At 53.4% G+C, this 19828-nt stretch carries 19 protein-coding genes; 16 read left to right on the plus strand and 3 right to left on the minus strand.

What is annotated here, in order from left to right; genetic code table 11:
- Positions 1-51: 51 nt before the first annotated feature.
- The 7 genes from fabF (at position 52) to ptsG (ending at position 7419) form a co-directional block, all read left to right on the plus strand.
- Positions 52-1293, plus strand: coding sequence for a beta-ketoacyl-ACP synthase II (fabF, locus tag EoCCA6_RS20460; RefSeq protein WP_152084210.1), 1242 nt, complete (start codon positions 52-54; stop codon positions 1291-1293).
- A 121-nt stretch (positions 1294-1414) separates the two neighbouring features.
- Positions 1415-2224: an aminodeoxychorismate lyase gene (gene pabC / locus EoCCA6_RS20465; protein ID WP_152084211.1), complete on the plus strand. Its 810-nt coding sequence runs from the start codon at positions 1415-1417 to the stop codon at positions 2222-2224.
- Between the two features lie 2 nt (positions 2225-2226).
- The gene (gene yceG, locus EoCCA6_RS20470; RefSeq protein ID WP_152084212.1) at positions 2227-3249 is read left to right on the plus strand and encodes a cell division protein YceG; all 1023 of its coding nucleotides are present in this window, start codon (positions 2227-2229) and stop codon (positions 3247-3249) included.
- Positions 3239-3880, plus strand: a complete 642-nt coding sequence (gene tmk / locus EoCCA6_RS20475; protein ID WP_152084213.1) for a dTMP kinase — start codon at positions 3239-3241, stop codon at positions 3878-3880. Before yceG ends, tmk begins: the two co-directional genes overlap by 11 nt.
- A complete protein-coding gene (gene holB / locus EoCCA6_RS20480; protein ID WP_152084214.1) occupies positions 3877-4881 on the plus strand; it encodes a DNA polymerase III subunit delta' in 1005 nt (334 codons plus the stop codon). The genes tmk and holB overlap by 4 nt, the downstream gene beginning before the upstream one ends.
- A 10-nt stretch (positions 4882-4891) precedes the next feature.
- Positions 4892-5686: a metal-dependent hydrolase gene (locus tag EoCCA6_RS20485; RefSeq protein WP_152084215.1), complete on the plus strand. Its 795-nt coding sequence runs from the start codon at positions 4892-4894 to the stop codon at positions 5684-5686.
- A 299-nt stretch (positions 5687-5985) separates the two neighbouring features.
- Complete coding sequence (gene ptsG, locus EoCCA6_RS20490) at positions 5986-7419, plus strand: PTS glucose transporter subunit IIBC (RefSeq protein WP_152084216.1); 1434 nt, start codon at positions 5986-5988, stop codon at positions 7417-7419.
- Between the two features lie 107 nt (positions 7420-7526).
- Here ptsG and fhuE read toward each other — a convergent pair whose 3' ends face one another.
- Positions 7527-9743: a ferric-rhodotorulic acid/ferric-coprogen receptor FhuE gene (fhuE, locus tag EoCCA6_RS20495; RefSeq protein ID WP_152084217.1), complete on the minus strand. Its 2217-nt coding sequence runs from the start codon at positions 9741-9743 to the stop codon at positions 7527-7529.
- 353 nt (positions 9744-10096) lie between these two features.
- Here fhuE and hinT point away from each other — a divergent pair, with 353 nt between their 5' ends.
- The 8 genes from hinT (at position 10097) to EoCCA6_RS20535 (ending at position 16186) form a co-directional block, all read left to right on the plus strand.
- Positions 10097-10456, plus strand: a complete 360-nt coding sequence (gene hinT, locus EoCCA6_RS20500) for a purine nucleoside phosphoramidase (RefSeq protein ID WP_006809243.1) — start codon at positions 10097-10099, stop codon at positions 10454-10456.
- Between the two features lies 1 nt (position 10457).
- The gene (locus EoCCA6_RS20505; protein ID WP_152084218.1) at positions 10458-10832 is read left to right on the plus strand and encodes a YcfL family putative periplasmic lipoprotein; all 375 of its coding nucleotides are present in this window, start codon (positions 10458-10460) and stop codon (positions 10830-10832) included.
- Positions 10833-10845: 13 nt separating this feature from the next.
- On the plus strand, positions 10846-11490 hold the full coding sequence (gene lpoB / locus EoCCA6_RS20510) for a penicillin-binding protein activator LpoB (protein WP_198440051.1): 645 nt from the start codon (positions 10846-10848) through the stop codon (positions 11488-11490).
- On the plus strand, positions 11471-12295 hold the full coding sequence (gene thiK / locus EoCCA6_RS20515; protein WP_152084220.1) for a thiamine kinase: 825 nt from the start codon (positions 11471-11473) through the stop codon (positions 12293-12295). The genes lpoB and thiK overlap by 20 nt, the downstream gene beginning before the upstream one ends.
- An 11-nt stretch (positions 12296-12306) precedes the next feature.
- Positions 12307-13332, plus strand: a complete 1026-nt coding sequence (nagZ, locus tag EoCCA6_RS20520) for a beta-N-acetylhexosaminidase (RefSeq protein ID WP_152084221.1) — start codon at positions 12307-12309, stop codon at positions 13330-13332.
- A gap of 34 nt (positions 13333-13366) precedes the next feature.
- Complete coding sequence (gene ycfP, locus EoCCA6_RS20525) at positions 13367-13909, plus strand: alpha/beta hydrolase YcfP (protein WP_152084222.1); 543 nt, start codon at positions 13367-13369, stop codon at positions 13907-13909.
- A 238-nt stretch (positions 13910-14147) separates the two neighbouring features.
- Positions 14148-15452, plus strand: a complete 1305-nt coding sequence (locus EoCCA6_RS20530) for an NAD(P)/FAD-dependent oxidoreductase (RefSeq protein ID WP_152084223.1) — start codon at positions 14148-14150, stop codon at positions 15450-15452.
- Between the two features lie 194 nt (positions 15453-15646).
- The gene (locus EoCCA6_RS20535; RefSeq protein ID WP_152084224.1) at positions 15647-16186 is read left to right on the plus strand and encodes a glycine zipper 2TM domain-containing protein; all 540 of its coding nucleotides are present in this window, start codon (positions 15647-15649) and stop codon (positions 16184-16186) included.
- A 59-nt stretch (positions 16187-16245) separates the two neighbouring features.
- Here the strand turns inward: EoCCA6_RS20535 and EoCCA6_RS20540 are convergent, their stop codons facing one another.
- Together EoCCA6_RS20540 and comR are read right to left on the minus strand one after the other, a co-directional pair.
- Entirely contained in the window at positions 16246-18441 is a 2196-nt protein-coding gene (locus EoCCA6_RS20540) for a TonB-dependent siderophore receptor (protein ID WP_152084225.1), read from the minus strand.
- 178 nt (positions 18442-18619) lie between these two features.
- Positions 18620-19255 carry a TetR family copper-responsive transcriptional repressor ComR gene (gene comR, locus EoCCA6_RS20545; RefSeq protein WP_152084226.1) on the minus strand — a complete coding sequence of 212 codons (636 nt, stop codon included), beginning with the start codon at positions 19253-19255 and terminating at the stop codon, positions 18620-18622.
- Positions 19256-19499: 244 nt separating this feature from the next.
- Between comR and bhsA the strand changes: the two genes are divergently transcribed.
- Positions 19500-19757, plus strand: coding sequence for a multiple stress resistance protein BhsA (gene bhsA, locus EoCCA6_RS20550; protein ID WP_152084227.1), 258 nt, complete (start codon positions 19500-19502; stop codon positions 19755-19757).
- Positions 19758-19828: the final 71 nt, after the last annotated feature.

Here is a 19828-nt window from a genome sequence, read left to right on the forward strand (position 1 = left end):
TCTTTTTTAGTCCCACGAATATCTTTTTTTATCCCTCCCTGGAGGACAAACGTGTCTAAGCGTCGTGTAGTTGTGACCGGACTTGGCATGTTGTCTCCTGTCGGCAATACCGTAGAGTCCACCTGGAAAGCTCTCCTTGCCGGTCAGAGCGGCATCAGCCTAATCGACCATTTCGATACTAGCGCCTATGCAACGAAATTTGCTGGCTTAGTAAAGGATTTTAACTGTGAAGAGATCATCTCGCGCAAAGAACAGCGCAAGATGGATGCCTTCATTCAATATGGAATTGTCGCTGGCGTTCAGGCCATGCAGGATTCTGGCCTTGAAATTACGGAAGAGAACGCAACCCGTATCGGCGCTGCTATCGGCTCCGGGATTGGCGGTCTTGGTCTGATCGAGGAAAACCATACATCGCTGATGAATGGCGGCCCGCGTAAGATCAGCCCGTTCTTTGTTCCGTCCACGATTGTTAACATGGTGGCGGGTCACCTGACCATCATGTATGGCCTGCGTGGTCCAAGCATTTCCATCGCAACAGCCTGTACGTCTGGCGTACATAACATCGGCCAGGCCGCGCGTATGATCGCATACGGCGATGCAGATGCTATGGTGGCGGGCGGTGCCGAAAAAGCCAGTACCCCACTGGGTGTCGGTGGCTTCGGTGCAGCGCGTGCGCTCTCTACCCGCAACGATAACCCTCAGGCGGCGAGCCGTCCGTGGGATAAAGACCGTGATGGTTTTGTGCTGGGCGATGGTGCGGGCATGATCGTACTGGAAGAGTACGAACACGCTAAAAAACGCGGTGCGAAAATTTATGCTGAAATCGTTGGTTTCGGTATGAGTAGCGATGCTTACCACATGACGTCACCACCGGAAAACGGTGCGGGTGCTGCGCTGGCAATGGCGAATGCCATTCGCGATGCGGGTATCACACCCGCTCAGATTGGCTACGTCAATGCGCACGGTACGTCTACTCCGGCAGGCGATAAAGCAGAAGCGCAGGCTGTTAAGTCTATCTTCGGTGAATCTGCCAGCCGCGTAATGGTGAGCTCGACGAAATCCATGACCGGTCACCTGTTGGGTGCGGCGGGTGCGGTAGAGTCTATCTACTCCATCCTTGCGCTGCGCGATCAGGCTGTTCCGCCAACCATCAACCTGGATAACCCGGATGAAGGTTGCGATCTGGACTTCGTTCCACACGAAGCACGCCAGGTTAGCGGTATGGAGTACACCCTGTGTAACTCCTTCGGCTTCGGTGGCACGAACGGCTCTCTGATCTTCAAAAAGGTCTGAGCCTGACTGCACGATAGCGATTAAAAAAGGTCCGCATGTCGGGCCTTTTTTATTAAGCGTAATCCCCTTGTCCGGTCAAAGACATCCTGCCAGACTGAACCCCCACGCATCGGGAGACATCATGTTTTTAATCAATGGCCTTGAGCACGATTTTCTGCCTGCAAGCGACAGGGCGATTCAGTTTGGCGATGGCTGCTTCACAACGGCCCGCATCCTCAACGGAGAGGTATGCCTGCCAGATGCCCATATCCTGCGTCTGCAACATACCTGCGAAAAATTGCTGATCCCCTTCATTCAGTGGGAGACGCTTCAGCGTGAAATGCGCCAGCTTGCGTCAACTAAAGTCAGCGGTGTGTTAAAAGTGATTATCAGTCGCGGGAGCGGTGGCCGGGGCTACAGCAGTGCCAGTTGCCAACATCCGACGAGAATTCTCTCTGTTTCTGATTACCCGGCCCACTATGCCCGCTGGCGACATGATGGCATTACGCTGGCGTTAAGCCCGGTACGCCTGGGAAGAAATCCGATGCTTGCAGGATTAAAACACCTCAACCGGCTTGAACAGGTGCTTATTCGTACTCATCTTGAGCAGACGGACGCTGACGAGGCACTGGTCCTTGACAGCGAAGGGTTCATTACGGAATGCTGTGCGGCTAATTTACTCTGGCGTAAAGGACATGATGTCTTCACGCCTTCGCTGAAACAGGCCGGTGTAAACGGCATTATGCGTCAATTTTGTTTGCAACAGCTGGCACACTCTGGCTTTCACGTTGTCGAAGTGAGCGCAAGGGAAGAGGCGCTCCTGTCAGCGGATGAAGTTGTTATTTGCAATGCGCTGATGCCCGTGGTGCCCGTTCGCGCTTATGATCGCCTGTGCTGGTCATCCCGCGAACTGTTTCAGTTTTTAGCCCCGTTATGTGAGCAAACCAGATAGTCATGAAGAAAATGTTGCGCTTTGTCCTCCTCCTTATTGTTGTGCTGGGTATCGCTGGCGGAGCGGGAGTGTGGAAGGTTCGCCAACTGGCGGACAGTAAGATCCTGATTAAAGACGAGACGATTTTTACCCTTAAAGCAGGCACCGGGCGTCAGGCGCTTGGCGAACAGCTTTATGGTGACAAGATTATTAACCGCCCGCGGGTATTCCAATGGTTGCTGCGTATTGAGCCTGATTTGTCGCACTTTAAGGCCGGAACCTATCGCTTTACGCCTGGCATGACCGTCAGAGAAATGCTGCAACTGCTGGAGAGCGGTAAAGAGGCTCAGTTCCCGCTGCGTTTTGTTGAAGGTATGCGCCTGAGCGATTACCTCAAACAGTTGCGTGATGCGCCTTATATCAAACACACGCTAAAAGATGATCGCTACGAGACGGTGGCCGAGGTACTGAAATTTGAACATCCTGAGTGGGTGGAGGGCTGGTTCTGGCCTGATACCTGGATGTACACGGCAGGCACCACGGATGTGGCGATTCTCAAGCGTGCGCATAAAAAAATGGTCGCAGCGGTAGCGTCAGCGTGGGAAGGTCGGGCAGATGGCTTGCCGTATAAAGATCAAAACCAGTTTGTCACGATGGCCTCCATCATCGAAAAAGAGACGGCGGTTGCCGCCGAGCGTGACCAGGTTGCCTCCGTGTTTATCAACCGCCTGCGCATTGGCATGCGTCTGCAAACCGACCCAACGGTGATCTACGGGATGGGCGAGCGTTATAGCGGCAAAATTTCCAGAAAAGATCTGGAGACGCCAACGGCGTATAATACCTACGTGATTAACGGCCTGCCGCCAGGTCCGATTGCGACGCCAGGTGAAGCCTCATTGCGAGCCGCTGCACACCCGGCAAAAACACCGTATCTCTATTTTGTGGCTGACGGAAAAGGGGGGCATACCTTTAACACCAACCTTGCCAGCCATAATCGTTCTGTTCAGGACTATCTGAAGGCACTTAAGGAAAAAAATGCGCAGTAAATACATTGTCATTGAGGGACTCGAAGGGGCGGGTAAAACCACGGCCCGCAATGTGGTGGTTGATACGCTGAAATCGCTGGGTGTCGCGGAGATGGTTTTCACCCGAGAGCCGGGTGGCACGCAGCTGGCTGAAAAACTGCGCAGCCTGGTGCTGGATATCAAATCCGTTGGCGACGAGGTGATTACTGACAAAGCCGAGGTGCTGATGTTCTACGCGGCGCGTGTACAACTGGTGGAGACGGTCATCAAGCCTGCGCTGGCGGAAGGCAAATGGGTGATTGGCGACCGTCACGACCTGTCGACGCAGGCGTATCAGGGCGGTGGTCGTGGTATTGACCAGACGATGCTCGCGACATTGCGCGACGCAGTGCTGGGCGATTTCCGTCCAGACCTGACGCTTTATCTCGACGTGACGCCGGAAGTGGGGTTGAAGCGCGCCCGCGCGCGCGGAGAGCTGGACCGCATCGAGCAGGAATCCTTCGATTTCTTTAATCGCACCCGCGCGCGCTATCTTGAACTGGCGGGACAGGATCGTTCGATTCGCACCATTGATGCGACGCAATCTCTGGACGATGTTACGCGTGACATTCAGGCAACGGTCACACAGTGGTTACAGGAGCAGCAGGCATGAAATGGTATCCATGGTTGCGCCCGCACTTTGAACAGCTGATCAACAGCTATCAGGCGGGGCGGGGGCATCATGCGTTACTGATTCAGGCATTGCCGGGAATGGGCGATGAGGCGTTGATCTACGCCATCACCCGTTTTTTGATGTGCCAGCAGCCGGAAGGGCACAAAAGCTGTGGCAAATGCCGCGGCTGCCAGCTGATGCAGGCGGGCACGCATCCGGACTATTACACGCTGGAGCCTGAGAAAGGCAAAAGTACGCTCGGCATTGATGCGGTGCGTGAGGTCAGTGAAAAACTGTACGAGCACGCGCGTCTGGGCGGCGCAAAAGTGGTCTGGCTGAAAGATGCCGCACTGCTGACAGAAGCAGCAGCTAATGCACTGTTGAAAACGCTTGAAGAACCGCCGGAAAAAACCTGGTTCTTCCTGTCATGCCGCGAACCGGGAAGATTACTGGCTACATTGCGCAGCCGTTGCCGGCTTCACCACCTTGCTGTACCCCAGGAAGCATGGGCGCTGGCCTGGCTTGAACGAGAAGTGACAATGTCACAAGATGCGGTGTTGACCGCTCTGCGCTTGTGCAGCGGCGCACCTGCAGCAGCGCTGGCATTGCTGCAACCTGACATCTGGGCACAGCGCGAGACGATCTGTCGCGCGGTTGAATCGGCCCTGGACAGCCGTGACTGGCTGAGTTTACTGCCTGCGCTGAACAGCGATCAGGCGGCCGAACGCTTACACTGGCTGGCGGCCTTACTTCTGGATGCGCTTAAACTCCAGCAAGGAGCGACGCTACTGACAAACCTCGACGTCTGGCCTTTGCTGAATACCCTGGCAAATCGCCTGTCGGGAACGGCTTTGCGCGCTATCCTTCATGATGTCTGCCACAGTCGCGAACAACTTTTGACAGTGGTCGGTCTTAATCGCGAGCTTTTACTGACCGATCGGTTACTGCGTATTGAACATTACCTGCAACCAGGCGTGATACCGCCTGTTTCCCATCTCTGAGAGAGACATTATGTTTTTAGTCGACTCACACTGCCATCTTGATGGCCTGGATTATCAATCCCTGCATAAAAACGTCGATGACGTGCTGGCAAAAGCTGCCGCCCGCGATGTGAAATTTTGCCTTGCCGTTGCTACCACGCTGCCCGGATATCGTTCCATGCGTGAGCTGGTAGGCGTGCGTGATAACGTCGTCTTCTCCTGTGGCGTGCATCCGCTGAATCAGGATGAAGAGTACAACGTAGACGATTTACGTCGCCTGGCGGCAGAAGAGGGCGTGGTCGCGATGGGTGAAACCGGGCTGGACTATTTTTACACGCCGGAAACTAAACCGCGTCAGCAGGAATCCTTCCGCAACCATATCCGCATTGGCCGCGAGCTGAACAAACCTGTCATCGTGCATACCCGTGATGCGCGTGCCGACACCCTTGATATCCTCCGGGAAGAAAAGGTGACGGATTGCGGGGGCGTACTACACTGTTTCACAGAAGACAGAGAAACGGCGGGTAAGCTGCTTGATTTAGGGTTTTATATCTCGTTTTCGGGGATCGTGACATTCCGTAACGCTGAACAACTGCGTGATGCTGCACGTTATGTCCCGCTCGATCGCATTCTGGTGGAAACAGACTCTCCGTATCTGGCTCCGGTGCCGCACCGCGGTAAAGAAAATCAGCCAGCCATGACGAGAGATGTGGCTGAATATATGGCTGTCCTGAAGGGCGTTAGCATTGATGAGCTTGCCCGCGCCACGACGGAAAACTTCGCCAGCCTGTTTCACATTGACCCCGCCCGCCTGCAATCTGTCTGATACACCTGTTTTTTTTAGGCTCGTAATTAATAAACAAAGCGAGTAAAGTTCACCGCCTCATTTGGGGCGGTGATGGTGTTTTTAGACACATCCAGACATGATTTTTGTAAATAACTGAAAGTTTTTTGGCCGTCTTAAGCTGAAACGTGATAGCCGTCAAACAAACTCAGAGGGATTTATTTTACTCTGTGTAATAAATAAAGGGCGCTTAGATGTCCTGTCCACGGCACGGTACTCCCCCCGTGCCAATGCGTGAAAAGCGTAAAAAAAAGCACAAATACTCAGGAGCACTCTCAATTATGTTTAAGAATGCATTTGCTAACCTGCAAAAGGTCGGTAAATCGCTGATGCTGCCAGTATCCGTACTGCCTATCGCAGGTATCCTGCTGGGTGTCGGTTCTGCTAACTTCAGCTGGCTGCCAGCCGTAGTTTCCCATGTGATGGCCGAAGCAGGCGGTTCTGTTTTTGCTAACATGCCGCTGATCTTCGCGATCGGTGTTGCTCTGGGCTTTACCAATAACGACGGTGTATCCGCTCTGGCCGCCGTTGTCGCTTACGGCATCATGGTGAAAACCATGGCTGTGGTTGCGCCGCTGGTTCTGCATTTACCTGCTGAAGAGATCGCAGCGAAACACCTGGCTGATACCGGTGTTCTCGGCGGTATCATCTCCGGTGCGATTGCAGCGTATATGTTCAACCGCTTCTATCGCATCAAGCTGCCTGAGTATCTGGGCTTCTTCGCGGGCAAGCGTTTCGTTCCGATCATCTCTGGTCTGGCCGCGATTTTCACTGGCGTGATCCTGTCCTTCATCTGGCCACCAATCGGTTCCGCTATCCAGACCTTCTCTCAGTGGGCTGCTTACCAGAACCCGGTTGTGGCGTTTGGTATCTACGGCTTCATCGAGCGTTGCCTGGTGCCATTTGGTCTGCACCACATCTGGAACGTTCCATTCCAGATGCAGATTGGTGAATTCACCAACGCAGCAGGTCAGGTATTCCACGGTGATATCCCACGTTACATGGCGGGCGACCCAACTGCAGGTAAACTGTCTGGTGGCTTCCTGTTCAAAATGTACGGCCTGCCAGCCGCGGCAATTGCAATCTGGCACTCTGCTAAACCAGAGAACCGTGCAAAAGTGGGCGGTATCATGATCTCCGCAGCGTTGACCTCGTTCCTGACCGGTATCACCGAGCCGATCGAGTTCTCCTTCATGTTCGTTGCGCCGATTCTGTACATCATTCACGCGATTCTGGCGGGTCTGGCGTTCCCAATCTGTATCCTGCTGGGTATGCGTGACGGTACGTCCTTCTCTCACGGTCTGATCGACTTTATCGTTCTGTCCGGTAACAGCAGCAAACTGTGGCTGTTCCCAATCGTGGGTGCGTGCTACGCCGTTGTGTACTACACCATCTTCCGCGTGCTGATTAAAGCACTGGACCTGAAAACCCCAGGCCGTGAAGATGCGTCTGAAGACACTAAAGCTGGCGCGACCAGCGAAATGGCTCCGGCTCTGGTTGCAGCGTTCGGCGGTAAAGAAAACATCACTAACCTGGACGCGTGTATCACTCGTCTGCGTGTGAGCGTTGCTGACGTGGCAAAAGTTGACCAGCCTGGCCTGAAAAAACTGGGTGCAGCGGGCGTTGTTGTTGCAGGTTCTGGTGTTCAGGCTATCTTCGGTACGAAATCCGATAACCTGAAAACAGAAATGGATGAGTACATCCGCAACAACTAAGTTGTGACCTGGGGAGACTAAGGCAGCCGAATGGCTGCCTTTTTTACGGGTGTTAATCTTCATATAAAAAAGGGAGCCTGCAGGCTCCCTTTGTCGTTGCTGATAACTTAGAAACTGTAGCTTCCGCTTACGGAGAAGTTACGCGGTGCCCCATAGACGCCGTAGGTTCCCAGATAGTCATAATATTCTTTGTCGAAGACGTTGTTCAGGTTGCCCTGTATCGCAAAGTTTTTGGTGACCTGGTAGCGGGTAAACAGATCCACGACGGTATAACCATCCTGAGTGATCTTCTTAACGCCATTGGGACCCGGCGTTTCGAAGTCATACCAGGTTTTATTCTGCCAGCGGGCACCACCGCCAACCGTCAGCTCAGGCAGCATTGGAAGCTGGTAACGGGTGAACAGCTTAAGCGTCGTGCGAGGCTGCTGCGGGTTAACCGCATTGCCGTCTTCATCTTCCGCAATGTAGCGGCTGCCGCCGAAGGTCAACTGCCAGTTGTCGGTCAATGCGCCGTTCAGCTCAAACTCTACGCCTTTGCTCACCGTACCATCTATCGATTTATATGCGCTTTGTCCGCCGGAGCCAGGGATGGTGACGCCGGTATTCACCGCAACATTGTCCTGTTCGATGCGGAAGACGGAGAGGGAGGCGGTCAGTCGGGTGTTGAACCAGTCACCTTTCACGCCAGCTTCATAGCTTTTCCCGGTCGTTGGATCGATAAACTTGCTGTTGATATCGCGCTGGCCGGAAGGCTGGAAGATAGAGGTATAGCTCGTGTAGACCGACCACGTATCGTCAATATCGTAAATCAGCCCGGCGTAAGGGGTAACGTCATCAAACTTCGCGTTGCGGATCTCGTCCGGCTTACGCTCCAGATTGTACTTGGCGCTCCACTCGGTATAACGTGCGCCCAGGATCAGGTGAAGCGGGTCGGCCAGGGAAAGGCGCGTGGCGGCATACACTGATTTCTGACGAATCACGTCACGCTGGTAAAGCGCAAAATCAGACCAGGCGGGATCGGCCAGTTTACCGTTATAATCGTAGATGCTGCCCACATCCATCAGACCGTAATTGTCATTGACCGGATAAGAGTTGTCATAGTTATTACGCTGACGACTATAGCTACCGCCCAGCATCAGCTCATGCTGACGCCCCAGCAGATCGTATCCACCACGAACGAATGCATCCACCGAGTCCTGTTTACGCTCACCGCGGTTCCAGCCGCCCCATGCGCCCTGATAGAGGGAGGCATCGTACAAGCCGGTCGTTTTGTCCGGGTAACCATCAATGTACATCAGCTTGCTGTCGAAGTTCGTTTCAGCATGCATGGCGTTAATCTTCGCTTCCCAGCCGTTATCAAAACGTTGAGTCAGGTTGGCAAAGACTTTCGTTGAGTCCTTATTGGAATACGTCCAGTCGGCTGCGGTGTTAAAGCCGCGACGGAAATGTGTCTTGCTGCCATCGCTAAACAGGGAAGGGAAGCCGCCCCAGGTTGGGCTATCTTCTTCACTTTCCTGGTAGTCATAACCCACGGAGAGCGTAGTCGAGTCAGTCAGGTCGGCATCAACCACACCATAAATAAACTTCTTGCGATAGTGGTTACGCTCAACCCAGGAATCATTATCCTGATAACCCGTGATGACGCGGCCACGCACATTGCCTGATTCAGTCAGCGGAGCCTGCAGATCCAGCACGTAGCGCTGTTTGTCCCAGCTACCATAGGTGGCGGATACCGATCCCTTAAACGCTTTACTGTCGGCATGTTTACGCACCATGTTGACATAAGCGGAAGGGTTACCTGTACCGCTCATCAATCCCGCTGCGCCACGTACTACTTCGATTTTATCGTAGATTGCCGTATCACCCGCGGTATCGCCAAAGTTCCAGCGGTTATCGAGGAATGTTGGCATATCTTCATAGGCAAAGTTGCTTATGAAGAAACCACGTGCGTAAAAGTTAGTACGGCTGGTATCAATGCGGGAGGCGCTGACGCCAGTTGTGTTATCCAGAACCTGCCCGATGGTGTTCAGCTCCTGGTCCTGCATACGCTGTTGGCTAATCACGCTGACGGACTGCGGAATATCGCGCGGTACGAGCAGCAATTTGGTGCCGGTGGTGGTGGTTTTGACGCTGTAGTCCTGATCCTGGCTGGTTGTTGGGTCCTGCGCGTTATCAAAACCGCCATCAACAACGACAGTATCTTCTGTCTCAGAAGCGGCAAAACTTATAGTAGGCGTCAATGCCATAGCAATGCAGGCTGCCAGCAACGAAGGTGTTGCGACAGGCTGACGTTGCCCATCCCTGGTATGATTAATGAAAGACATCATCAAACCCTTAATGAATGGTGAAAGTTGTGTGCGTCAGTCCCGCTAGCACGGGCTGAGGTCGTTTTCTATGTTAAAAATGCGCATGTAAATGCAAATGCGAAATATACGCATTGTGATTAGCGCTGTAAACAGATGTTTCAGACGGTTTTGAAATAAGGTTTCAGTGTGTAAGCATGTGTCGGTGGTTACTCTCCAGCCAGCCGGTGTACAAACAGGAAAGAAATCGCGGGAGAAGGTTGAAAGGACAGGAGAAAGTCGCTCATACTCTTGAATTGCGTCACACAGCAATACAGACGATGTGTGCTAGTCGCGAACGCACCACGCCAGATTAAACATAAAAGGAAAAGGCCATGGCTGAAGAAACCATTTTCAGTAAAATTATCCGCCGCGAAATTCCGTCGGATATCGTCTATCAGGATGAGCTGGTGACGGCTTTCCGGGACATTTCACCGCAGGCACCGACGCACATCCTTATCATTCCCAATATTCTGATTCCTACCGTAAATGATGTGAAAACCGAGCATGAAGTGGCATTAGGCCGTATGCTTACGGTGGCAGCGAAAATCGCTGAGCAGGAAGGCATTGCTGAAGACGGTTATCGTCTGATCATGAACTGCAACCGTCATGGCGGTCAGGAAGTTTACCATATTCATATGCATCTGCTGGGCGGGCGTCCGCTGGGACCGATGCTTGCACATAAAGGTCTTTGACATGTTAAGAGGGCGTATTGCGGCGTTGATGATGACGCTGGTGATGGTGGGGTGCAGTACGCGTCCTGCGATCCCGGTCAGCGATGAACAGACGCTGGTGATGGAGTCCTCCGTGCTTGCGGCTGGCATCACGGCAGAGCAACCTTCGCTGACGATCGGCGAAATCCAGCCTTCTGCCTCCTCTACGCTCTATAACGAAAGACATGAGCCCGTTACGCTACATTACCGTTTCTACTGGTACGACGTAAGAGGTCTTGAAATGCACCCGCTTGAAGCGCCGCGCAGCGTAACGATACCGGCAAGATCGTCGGTCACGCTCTATGGCAGTGCCAACTTCCTGGGTGCTCATAAGGTAAGACTTTATCTTTATCTGTAAGGAGTGAATCTTGATTAAAAATATGAGCCGTTATGCGCTCCTGAGTGCGTTTGCACTCTTCCTTGCAGGGTGTGTGACGCGAACGGAACAGCCTGCTCCGGTGGAAGAGGCGAAACCGGGGACGGAACAACCGACACAGCCGACACAACCTGTGCCAACGGTGCCCTCTGTTCCAGCCATTCCGGCGCAGCCTGGTCCGATTGAGCATCAGGATGAAACGGCGCAACCCACGCCGCGCGTGCGCCACTATGACTGGAACGGCGCAATGCAACCGATGGTGGGTAAAATGCTACAGGCACAAGGTGTTACGCCGGGCAGCGTGTTGCTGGTGGATAGCGTAAATAACCGCACAAACGGTTCGCTGAATGCGGGTGAAGCAACGGAAACCCTGCGTAATGCGCTGGCAAATAACGGTAAATTTACGCTGGTTTCTGCGCAGCAGCTGGCGGTGGCTAAACAACAGCTGGGCTTGTCGCCACAGGATAGCCTCGGCTCTCGCAGCAAAGCGATCGGTATTGCCCGTAACGTTGGCGCGCAGTATGTGCTTTACTCTAACGCCACCGGCAATGTGAATACCCCGGCGCTGCAGATGCAGTTGATGCTGGTTCAGACAGGCGAGATTATCTGGTCAGGTAAAGGTGCCGTTACGCAACAATAATCACACGCGTGACGATGTCCTGACGCGTTATTTTCCTCAGTACCGTCTTGTCGCGCCGCAGGCCCATTCCGGGCTTGGCGGCGCGAGTTGCATTATTGAGCGGGGCGGGCATCGTCTGGTGTTACGCCAGCATCACGATGCCACGGCACCCGCTTCCTATTTTCGCCGCCAGTTCCGTGCGCTGAGGCGTCTTCCGGCGGATCTCGTGCCACAGCCCTGTTTTTTTATACGGGACTGGATGGCCGTGGAGTATCTTGCGGGCGAGATCAAAAGCGTGTTACCGGATACCCCAACGCTTGCTGCCATGCTGTATCATCTGCATCGTCAACGGCGTCTGGGCTGGCGCATTGTGCTGCTGCCTTTACTGGAACAGTACTGGCAGCAATCATCACCTCGCAGACGAACGCCTTACTGGCTGGCGCAACTGAAGCAGTTACGCAAAGCCGGTGAGCCGCAGCCGTTGCGGTTAGCACCGCTGCATATGGACGTTCATGCCGGCAATGTCGTTCACACCCCGACGGGCGAGAAACTCATTGACTGGGAATATGCCGGAGACGGGGATGTGGCGCTTGAGCTGGCGGCGGTGTGGATGCCCGATGACACCTCGCGCGCGCGCCTGATCAGGGATTACGCCCGCCGTGCGCAAATGGATGCGTTAACGCTTTCGCGCCAGGTCCGGCGCTGGCGTCCGTGGGTACTAATGCTGATGGCGGGCTGGTTTGAAATGCGCTTTCAACAGTCAAAAGACAAACAATTTATCGCGCTGGCAGATGACGTCTGGCGTCAGTTACAAACGAAAGGATAAGAGAGGTTCGTGTGGGTCCAGTTATGTTGGATGTGGAAGGGTATGAGCTGGATGCGGAAGAGCGTGAGATTCTGGCGCACCCGCTGGTTGGTGGTCTGATTCTGTTTACCCGCAACTATCACGATCCGGAGCAACTGCGTGAACTGGTTCGCCAGATCCGCGCGGCTTCACGCAACCACCTGGTGGTGGCGGTTGACCAGGAAGGCGGACGCGTCCAGCGTTTCCGCGACGGTTTTACCCGCTTACCCGCAGCCCAATCTTTTGCAGCACTGCTGGGCACCGAAGAGGGCGGCAGACTGGCGCAGGATGCGGGCTGGCTGATGGCAAGCGAGATGATTGCGATGGATATCGACATCAGCTTCGCGCCGGTACTGGATGTCGGTCATATCAGTGCCGCGATTGGTGAACGCTCATACCATGAAGATCCGCAAATTGCGCTGGCGATGGCGACACGCTTCATTGACGGTATGCACGATGCAGGAATGAAAACTACCGGAAAACACTTTCCGGGACACGGTGCAGTGACCGCAGATTCCCACAAAGAGACACCGCGCGATCCGCGCCCTGAGGCAGAGATCCGCGCTAAAGATATGTCGGTGTTCCGTTCCCTCATCACGGATAACAAGCTGGACGCCATTATGCCCGCGCACGTGATCTACAGCGATGTCGATCCGCGTCCGGCCAGCGGTTCCCCGCATTGGCTGAAAACCGTGCTTCGTCAGGAATTGGGTTTTAACGGCGTCATTTTTTCTGATGATTTGTCGATGGAAGGGGCGGCGATTATGGGCAGCTATGCGGAGCGTGGTCAGGCGTCGCTGGATGCAGGTTGCGATATGATCCTGGTCTGTAATAATCGTAAGGGAGCGGTCAGCGTGCTGGATAACCTGTCGCCGATCAATGCTGAGCGTGTTACACAATTGTATCATAAAGGTTCATTTAGCCGTCAGGAGCTGATCGGCTCGGCGCGGTGGAAAACGATCAATGCCCAGCTGGAGGCGCTAAACGAGCGCTGGCAGGCACATAAAGCCAGCCTGTGATCCCTCCCGGAAGGCGTAGCGTGGTGAGAAGACAATGATCATCTATTTACACGGTTTTGATTCAAACAGTCCTGGTAATCATGAGAAGGTGCTGCAGCTGCAGTTTATCGATCCGGATGTTCGGCTGATCAGCTACAGCACGCGCCATCCGAAACATGATATGCAGCATTTGCTGAAAGAAGTGGACAAAATGCTGCAGCTTAACGTCGACGATCGCCCGCTAATTTGCGGCGTGGGGCTGGGGGGATACTGGGCTGAGCGCATCGGGTTCCTGTGCGATATTCGTCAGGTGATTTTCAACCCGAACCTGTTCCCGAATGAGAACATGGAAGGCAAGATTGACCGCCCGGAGGAGTATGCCGACATCGCGACAAAATGCGTCAGTAACTTCCGTGAAAAAAATCGCGATCGCTGTCTGGTGATCCTCTCCCGTAACGACGAAGCGCTCAGCAGCACGCGTGCGGCGGATTTGCTGCACCATTTTTATGAAATTGTCTGGGATGAAGAGCAGACCCACAAATTCAAGAATATCTCTCCGCACCTGCAGCGCATCAAAGCCTTTAAAACGCTGGGCTAACAAACGTCTCACCTTTCCTCAGGCCCGGCCGCGAACGCGTGCCGGGCTTTCTTTTTCGTCAGATTTGTCTACTTTTAAGCCATCAAAACTTGATGCATATCAATTTTGGTATGACCAATGCGCCTGACGTGTTATTCTCAATGCACCTGAATGGTTTCAGTGCTGTAACCTGTTGTTAATTAAGGGTTATTTTTATAACTTTTAATTAACAATTGGTTAATAATTTGAGGGGGTCACGTTGACTACGCCATTGAAAAAGATAGTGATTGTAGGCGGTGGTGCTGGCGGGCTGGAGCTGGCGACACAGCTGGGTAAAAAGCTGGGTCGCGGCAAGAAGGCCAAAATTACGCTGGTGGATCGCAACCATAGTCACCTGTGGAAACCGTTACTGCATGAAGTGGCGACGGGGTCGCTGGATGAAGGTGTGGACGCGTTGAGCTATCTGGCGCATGCACGCAATCACCATTTCCAGTTCCAGCTGGGTTCAGTGGTGGACATCAATCGCGAAAGCAAAACCATTACGCTTGCTGAGCTGCGTGACGACAAAGGCGAACTGCTGGTGCCTGAGCGTAAACTGCCGTACGACACGCTGGTGATGGCGCTGGGCAGCACCTCAAACGATTTCAATACGCCGGGCGTGAAAGAGCACTGCATCTTCCTCGATAATCCGCATCAGGCGCGTCGTTTCCATCAGGAAATGCTAAACCTGTTCCTGAAATACACCAGTAATATGGGTGCGAACGGCAAAGTAAACATCGCCATTGTGGGCGGTGGTGCGACGGGCGTTGAGCTGTCTGCTGAGCTGCATAACGCAGTGAAACAACTGCACAGCTACGGTTACAAAGGGCTGACGAACGACGCGCTGAACGTCACGCTGGTAGAAGCGGGCGAACGTATTCTGCCTGCGCTTCCTCCGCGTATTTCTGGTGCAGCGCACAGCGAGCTGACCAAACTGGGTGTACGCGTGTTGACGCAAACCATGGTGACCAGCGCGGACGAAGGCGGCCTGCACACCAAAGATGGCGAGTACATTGAAGCGGACCTGATGGTCTGGGCGGCGGGAATCAAAGCCCCTGATTTCATGAAAGACATCGGCGGGCTGGAAACCAACCGCATTAACCAGCTGGTGACCGAGCCGACGCTGCAAACCACGCGTGATCCGGAAATTTACGCAATCGGCGACTGTGCATCCTGTGCCCGTCCGGAAGGCGGATTTGTCCCGCCACGTGCTCAGGCCGCTCACCAGATGGCAAGCCTTGTACTGCATAACATTCTGGCGCAGATCAAAGGCAAGCCGATGAAAGCGTATGTCTATAAAGACCATGGTTCACTGGTCTCGCTCTCTAACTTCTCCACCGTGGGCAGCCTGATGGGTAACCTGATGCGCGGCTCCATGATGGTAGAAGGGCGCATCGCGCGCTTTGTGTACATCTCGCTGTACCGTATGCACCAGATTGCGCTGCACGGATACTTTAAAACCGGCCTGATGATGCTGGTTGGCAGAATCAACCGCGTGATCCGTCCGCGCCTCAAACTGCACTAATCTTTGACTCCCTCCGGGCCCTCCGGAGGGTTTTTTTAGCATATCGTGCTGCTCATCTTCGATTGGGTGCTTAAGAGTTCTCTTAAATACGATATATCCCCCCTTGTACGCCCTTTTTTTGATCCTTTATCTGATTGGCGACGACTCTCCTTCATTGCAAAATTGTTACCAATAGCAACAAAGGAGGAAGTCCCGTGAATAAATCAATGTTGGCGGGTATAGGGATTGGCGTAGCTGCTGCGTTAGGTGTGGCTGCGGTTGCCAGTCTCAATGTGCTTGATCGCGGCCCGCAGTACGCACAGGTTGTTTCTGCCACACCAATTAAAGAGACGGTAAAAACGCCTCGCCAGGAGTGCCGTAATGTTTCTGTCACTCATCGTCGTCCGGTACAGGATGAAAACCGCATCGCCGGGTCTGTTCTGGGGGCGGTAGCAGGTGGCGTAATCGGTCACCAGTTTGGCGGTGGCCGTGGTAAAGATGTGGCGACCGTGGTTGGCGCACTGGGTGGTGGTTATGCCGGTAACCAGGTGCAGGGCGCAATGCAGAATAACGACACTTACACGACGACTCAGCAGCGCTGTAAAACGGTCTATGACAAGTCGGAAAAAATGCTGGGTTACGATGTCACATACAAAATTGGTGACCAGCAGGGAAAAATTCGTATGGATAAGGACCCTGGCACACAGATCCCGCTGGACGGCAATGGCCAGCTGGTACTGAATAACAACGTGTAAAAAAAGCGGTTCTCTGAACTTAGCTCCTCAGACGCTCAGGCTGAGGAGCTTTTTTTTGCTCAGAAAGTCAGCGCGTAGTTGAGACCAAAGGTACGCCCGCGTCCTTTATACTCATATAACGCGGCGTTGCCATAGGTTGGGCTATAGAGTAGTGGCGCGCGCTGGCCCCAGACGGTGGTGTACTGTTTATCCAGCAGATTTTCGATGCTAAACGACAATTTGCCCACCGGAAGCTGGTAGCTGCTCAGGAAATCAACCGTGTTGTAGCCATCGATTTTATTCCCGGCTGCATCGGTAAGATCAAAGGTTTGTTGTGTCTGAAGGCGCAGCGACCATGGCTCCGGTGCCCAGCCAACGTAGGCTGTGGCTTTCGACGGTGACGCCTGAGTGACATCCCATTTTTCCCACGATCCGTCAGTTTTGATTTCTGATTTCACCACGTTGATGTTACCCCCTACGCTCCAGGTGCTGTCAGGGATAAAGTAATCCACTGCGCCTTCCACGCCATAGATACGGCGCTTCAGTGAATTCACGTCAATGGTCATGTCGCTGCGATTGATGTCGATAGATTTGTCAGACAGAGAGTAATAAGCCGCGATCTGGGTACGCAGGTTATTGCCGGTGTAGCGCCAGCCCAGCTCATAAGAATCGACCTTGATGCCTTCGAGTTTGGCATCATTCGGGTTCACGCTTTTCAGCAGCGCGAGATGGCCCTGGGCATCGGCTTTTGCATAAGAACCGTTACCGTAGTATTTGCCCGGATCGGGCAGTTCCACGCCCTGGGAGAAGTTAAACCAGACCTGCTGACGCTCCGTAAGATGCGCAAGAAGCCCGGCGTTAAACAGCACATTGTCGTAATCGGTTTTACCGCCAGGGATCGCGTCAGCCGATGTCGCGTTGCCATTGGCAATCGCCTGTTGCTGTGAATAGCCGATAAAGTCGTCTACGCGGTTTTCAGTCCACTGATAACGAACGCCGCCGCTCAGGGTGAAGATATCGTTAATGTCGTAGCTGTTTTGCAGGAACGGCGCAACGTTTGTGATGCTATATCCCGGATAGCGGCCGGTCGTGTAAACAGATGTGTTGTTCATCCCACCGGACGGAACCGAGTTTGCCAGATCAAAGAACATCTGGTTGGAATCAAAGGCTTCGTGATCCGCATCAATACCCCAAGTGATCTGCCAGCCATCAAGCGGCGTGCTGTTCAACGTCAGTTTTGCGCCGTACTGATCGGTGTTCTGCTCTGAGGCCGCGAAACTGGTGACGTTCTTGTCCTTATCCAGGGTAGGGAAGGGATAGAAACGCAGGGATTCGTCGCGATAGTAAATTTGCCCGACCAGCTCCTGCCCCCAGAAATCGGCATCCGAGTATTGCAGGCTGATCAGGTGACGCTCTGTCCCCGGAATGCGGTCGGAGCTAAAACCACTGCGGGTGCGGGCTGTTCCATTCCCGGTGACGGCGCTCATGTTTTTATCGAGATATAGCCCGTAATCATCGTCACCCTGGCTTTTATAGTACTGGGTCACCACCTGCAACTGCCGCGTCTCGTTAATCTCAATGGTGCCGGTTCCCATCACGTCGAGACGGTCAGAGTGCTGTAACCCTGTCTGAGTGTTATCAAAGGTAAGGGCATCGCCGTTCCCGTCATACCAGCCGCCAAAACGCTGATATGCAATGGAAAGACGACCGGATGCGTGGTCGTTCCCTCCGCTGACGGCGGTCGCCACACGTTCGTCGTGGTCGTTGCTATTGTTGAACCCCGTTTTGCTGCCCAGTTCCAGATCGACTTCCGTCTCCGGTTGACCTTTTTTAGTCACGATATTGATCAGGCCACCCGTACTGCCACCACCATAAAGTGCAGTTGAGCCGGAGATGACTTCGATGTGATCGACGTTAAAGGGGTCAATAGAATCGAGCTGACGGCTGTCGGTGCGCGACGAGTTCAGGCGTACACCATCCACCAGCACCACGATGGCGCGACCGCGCATATTCATCCCGTAATTGGTACGCCCCTGGCTGCTGACATCCATCCCTGGGATCAACTGCCCGAGAATATCCTTAAACTCTTTGCCGCCCTGAACCTGCTGTTCAATCTCCTGGCCTTCTATTATCCAGGTGGTCTGTGCCATTTCGGCCACCGTGCGGTGGCTACGGTTGGCGCTGACGACCAGGCTCTCTTCATTGGTTTGTTCGGCATACAGCGGCATTGCGATAGACAGCAATATTGGGTTGAGCACCCAGAGGTTTTTCTTCATCATCATTCCTTATTGAGCATTCGCTCTTTTATTGGCAGGTCATTGTCTAACAAATAAAAAAATGCAAATGCGAATACTGCCGATAATAAAAATCATTATCAACCTGAGAAAATAAAAGGGTAATGATGAAAAGAGAGGTGGGGGAGCAGTGAGGAAGGGCGGCGAACCGCCCGGACGATCAGAATTTAAGCAGTTCGGGCCACAGACGCAGGGTCGTCTGCGTAATACCCTGCAGTTTCTCCAGGCTCGCTCCTTCACGGGCGCTGATCGACATGCCCTGTAAAATACAGCTCAGGTATTGCGCCAGCTCCTGTGGACGACACTGCGCCGGTATTTCACCACGCTGCTGGCGCTGGGCCAGAAACGTGCTCAGCGTCTCCTCCTGCATAGCGTGACGCGATTTCACCGTATTAGCGATCTCTTTAGACGAGGCCGCGAGGGTGGCGGAGGTGTTGATCATAAAGCAGCCCGCCGGTGTGTCTTTGCTGGTAAAACAGGTTGCGACAGCCGTGAAGTAGTCCCGTAGCGCCTGTTCAACCGTTTTCTCTTCACAGAACAGCTGGGCTTCGTGTTTGGCCGCGAAACGGGTGATGTATCTGTCCAGCACGGCTCTGAAAAGCCCTTCTTTATTGGTGAATTCCGCGTACAGCGTCGGTGCTTTGGCACCGGTAGCCTCCACCAGATCGGAAAGTGAAGTCGCTTCATACCCATGTTGCCAGAAGAGTGTCATGGCCTTATCGAGCGCCGCATCCCTGTCGAACACTTTTGGTCGGCCACGGCTTTTCTTCGCGCAACTCGTGACATCGGTTGTCATTTGCCGTTGGTCCTCTGTTGGTTTGTTGAATGATCATTATAAAAATAATCCACAGCCGCGACCAGCGCTCATTGCTTAAAAATAAATTAATCATATGGGTATGAAAATAAACGAAATTAAAATTAATTTAACGGTCGTTATAAAAAGATATTGACGTGTGATGCAGATCACATCTATCATTTACCTATCGATCGTTAAGTAAATAACTAGCGACCTAAAATTCATCTGCCTAAAGGTAAAAATCATGAAAAACGTAAAAACCCTGATCGCTGCCGCTGTACTGAGTTCACTCTCTTTCGCAAGTTTTGCTGCTGTTGAAGTGCAATCAACTCCGGCTGACCAGCATAAAGTCGGCACCATCTCCGCAAGCGCGGGGACTAACCTGGGTTCTCTGGAAGATCAACTGGCACAAAAAGCTGACGCGATGGGTGCAAAATCCTTCCGTATCACCTCTGTGACCGGTCCGAACACTCTGCACGGTACTGCAGTTATCTACAAATAAGCCGGCATAAACCCTCATTTTTGCCACTGCTAAAAAAACGCCCTGCATGAGCAGGGCGTTTTTCGTTGTGT

The sequence above is a fragment of the Enterobacter oligotrophicus genome (assembly GCF_009176645.1).
GTDB lineage: Bacteria > Pseudomonadota > Gammaproteobacteria > Enterobacterales > Enterobacteriaceae > Enterobacter > Enterobacter oligotrophicus.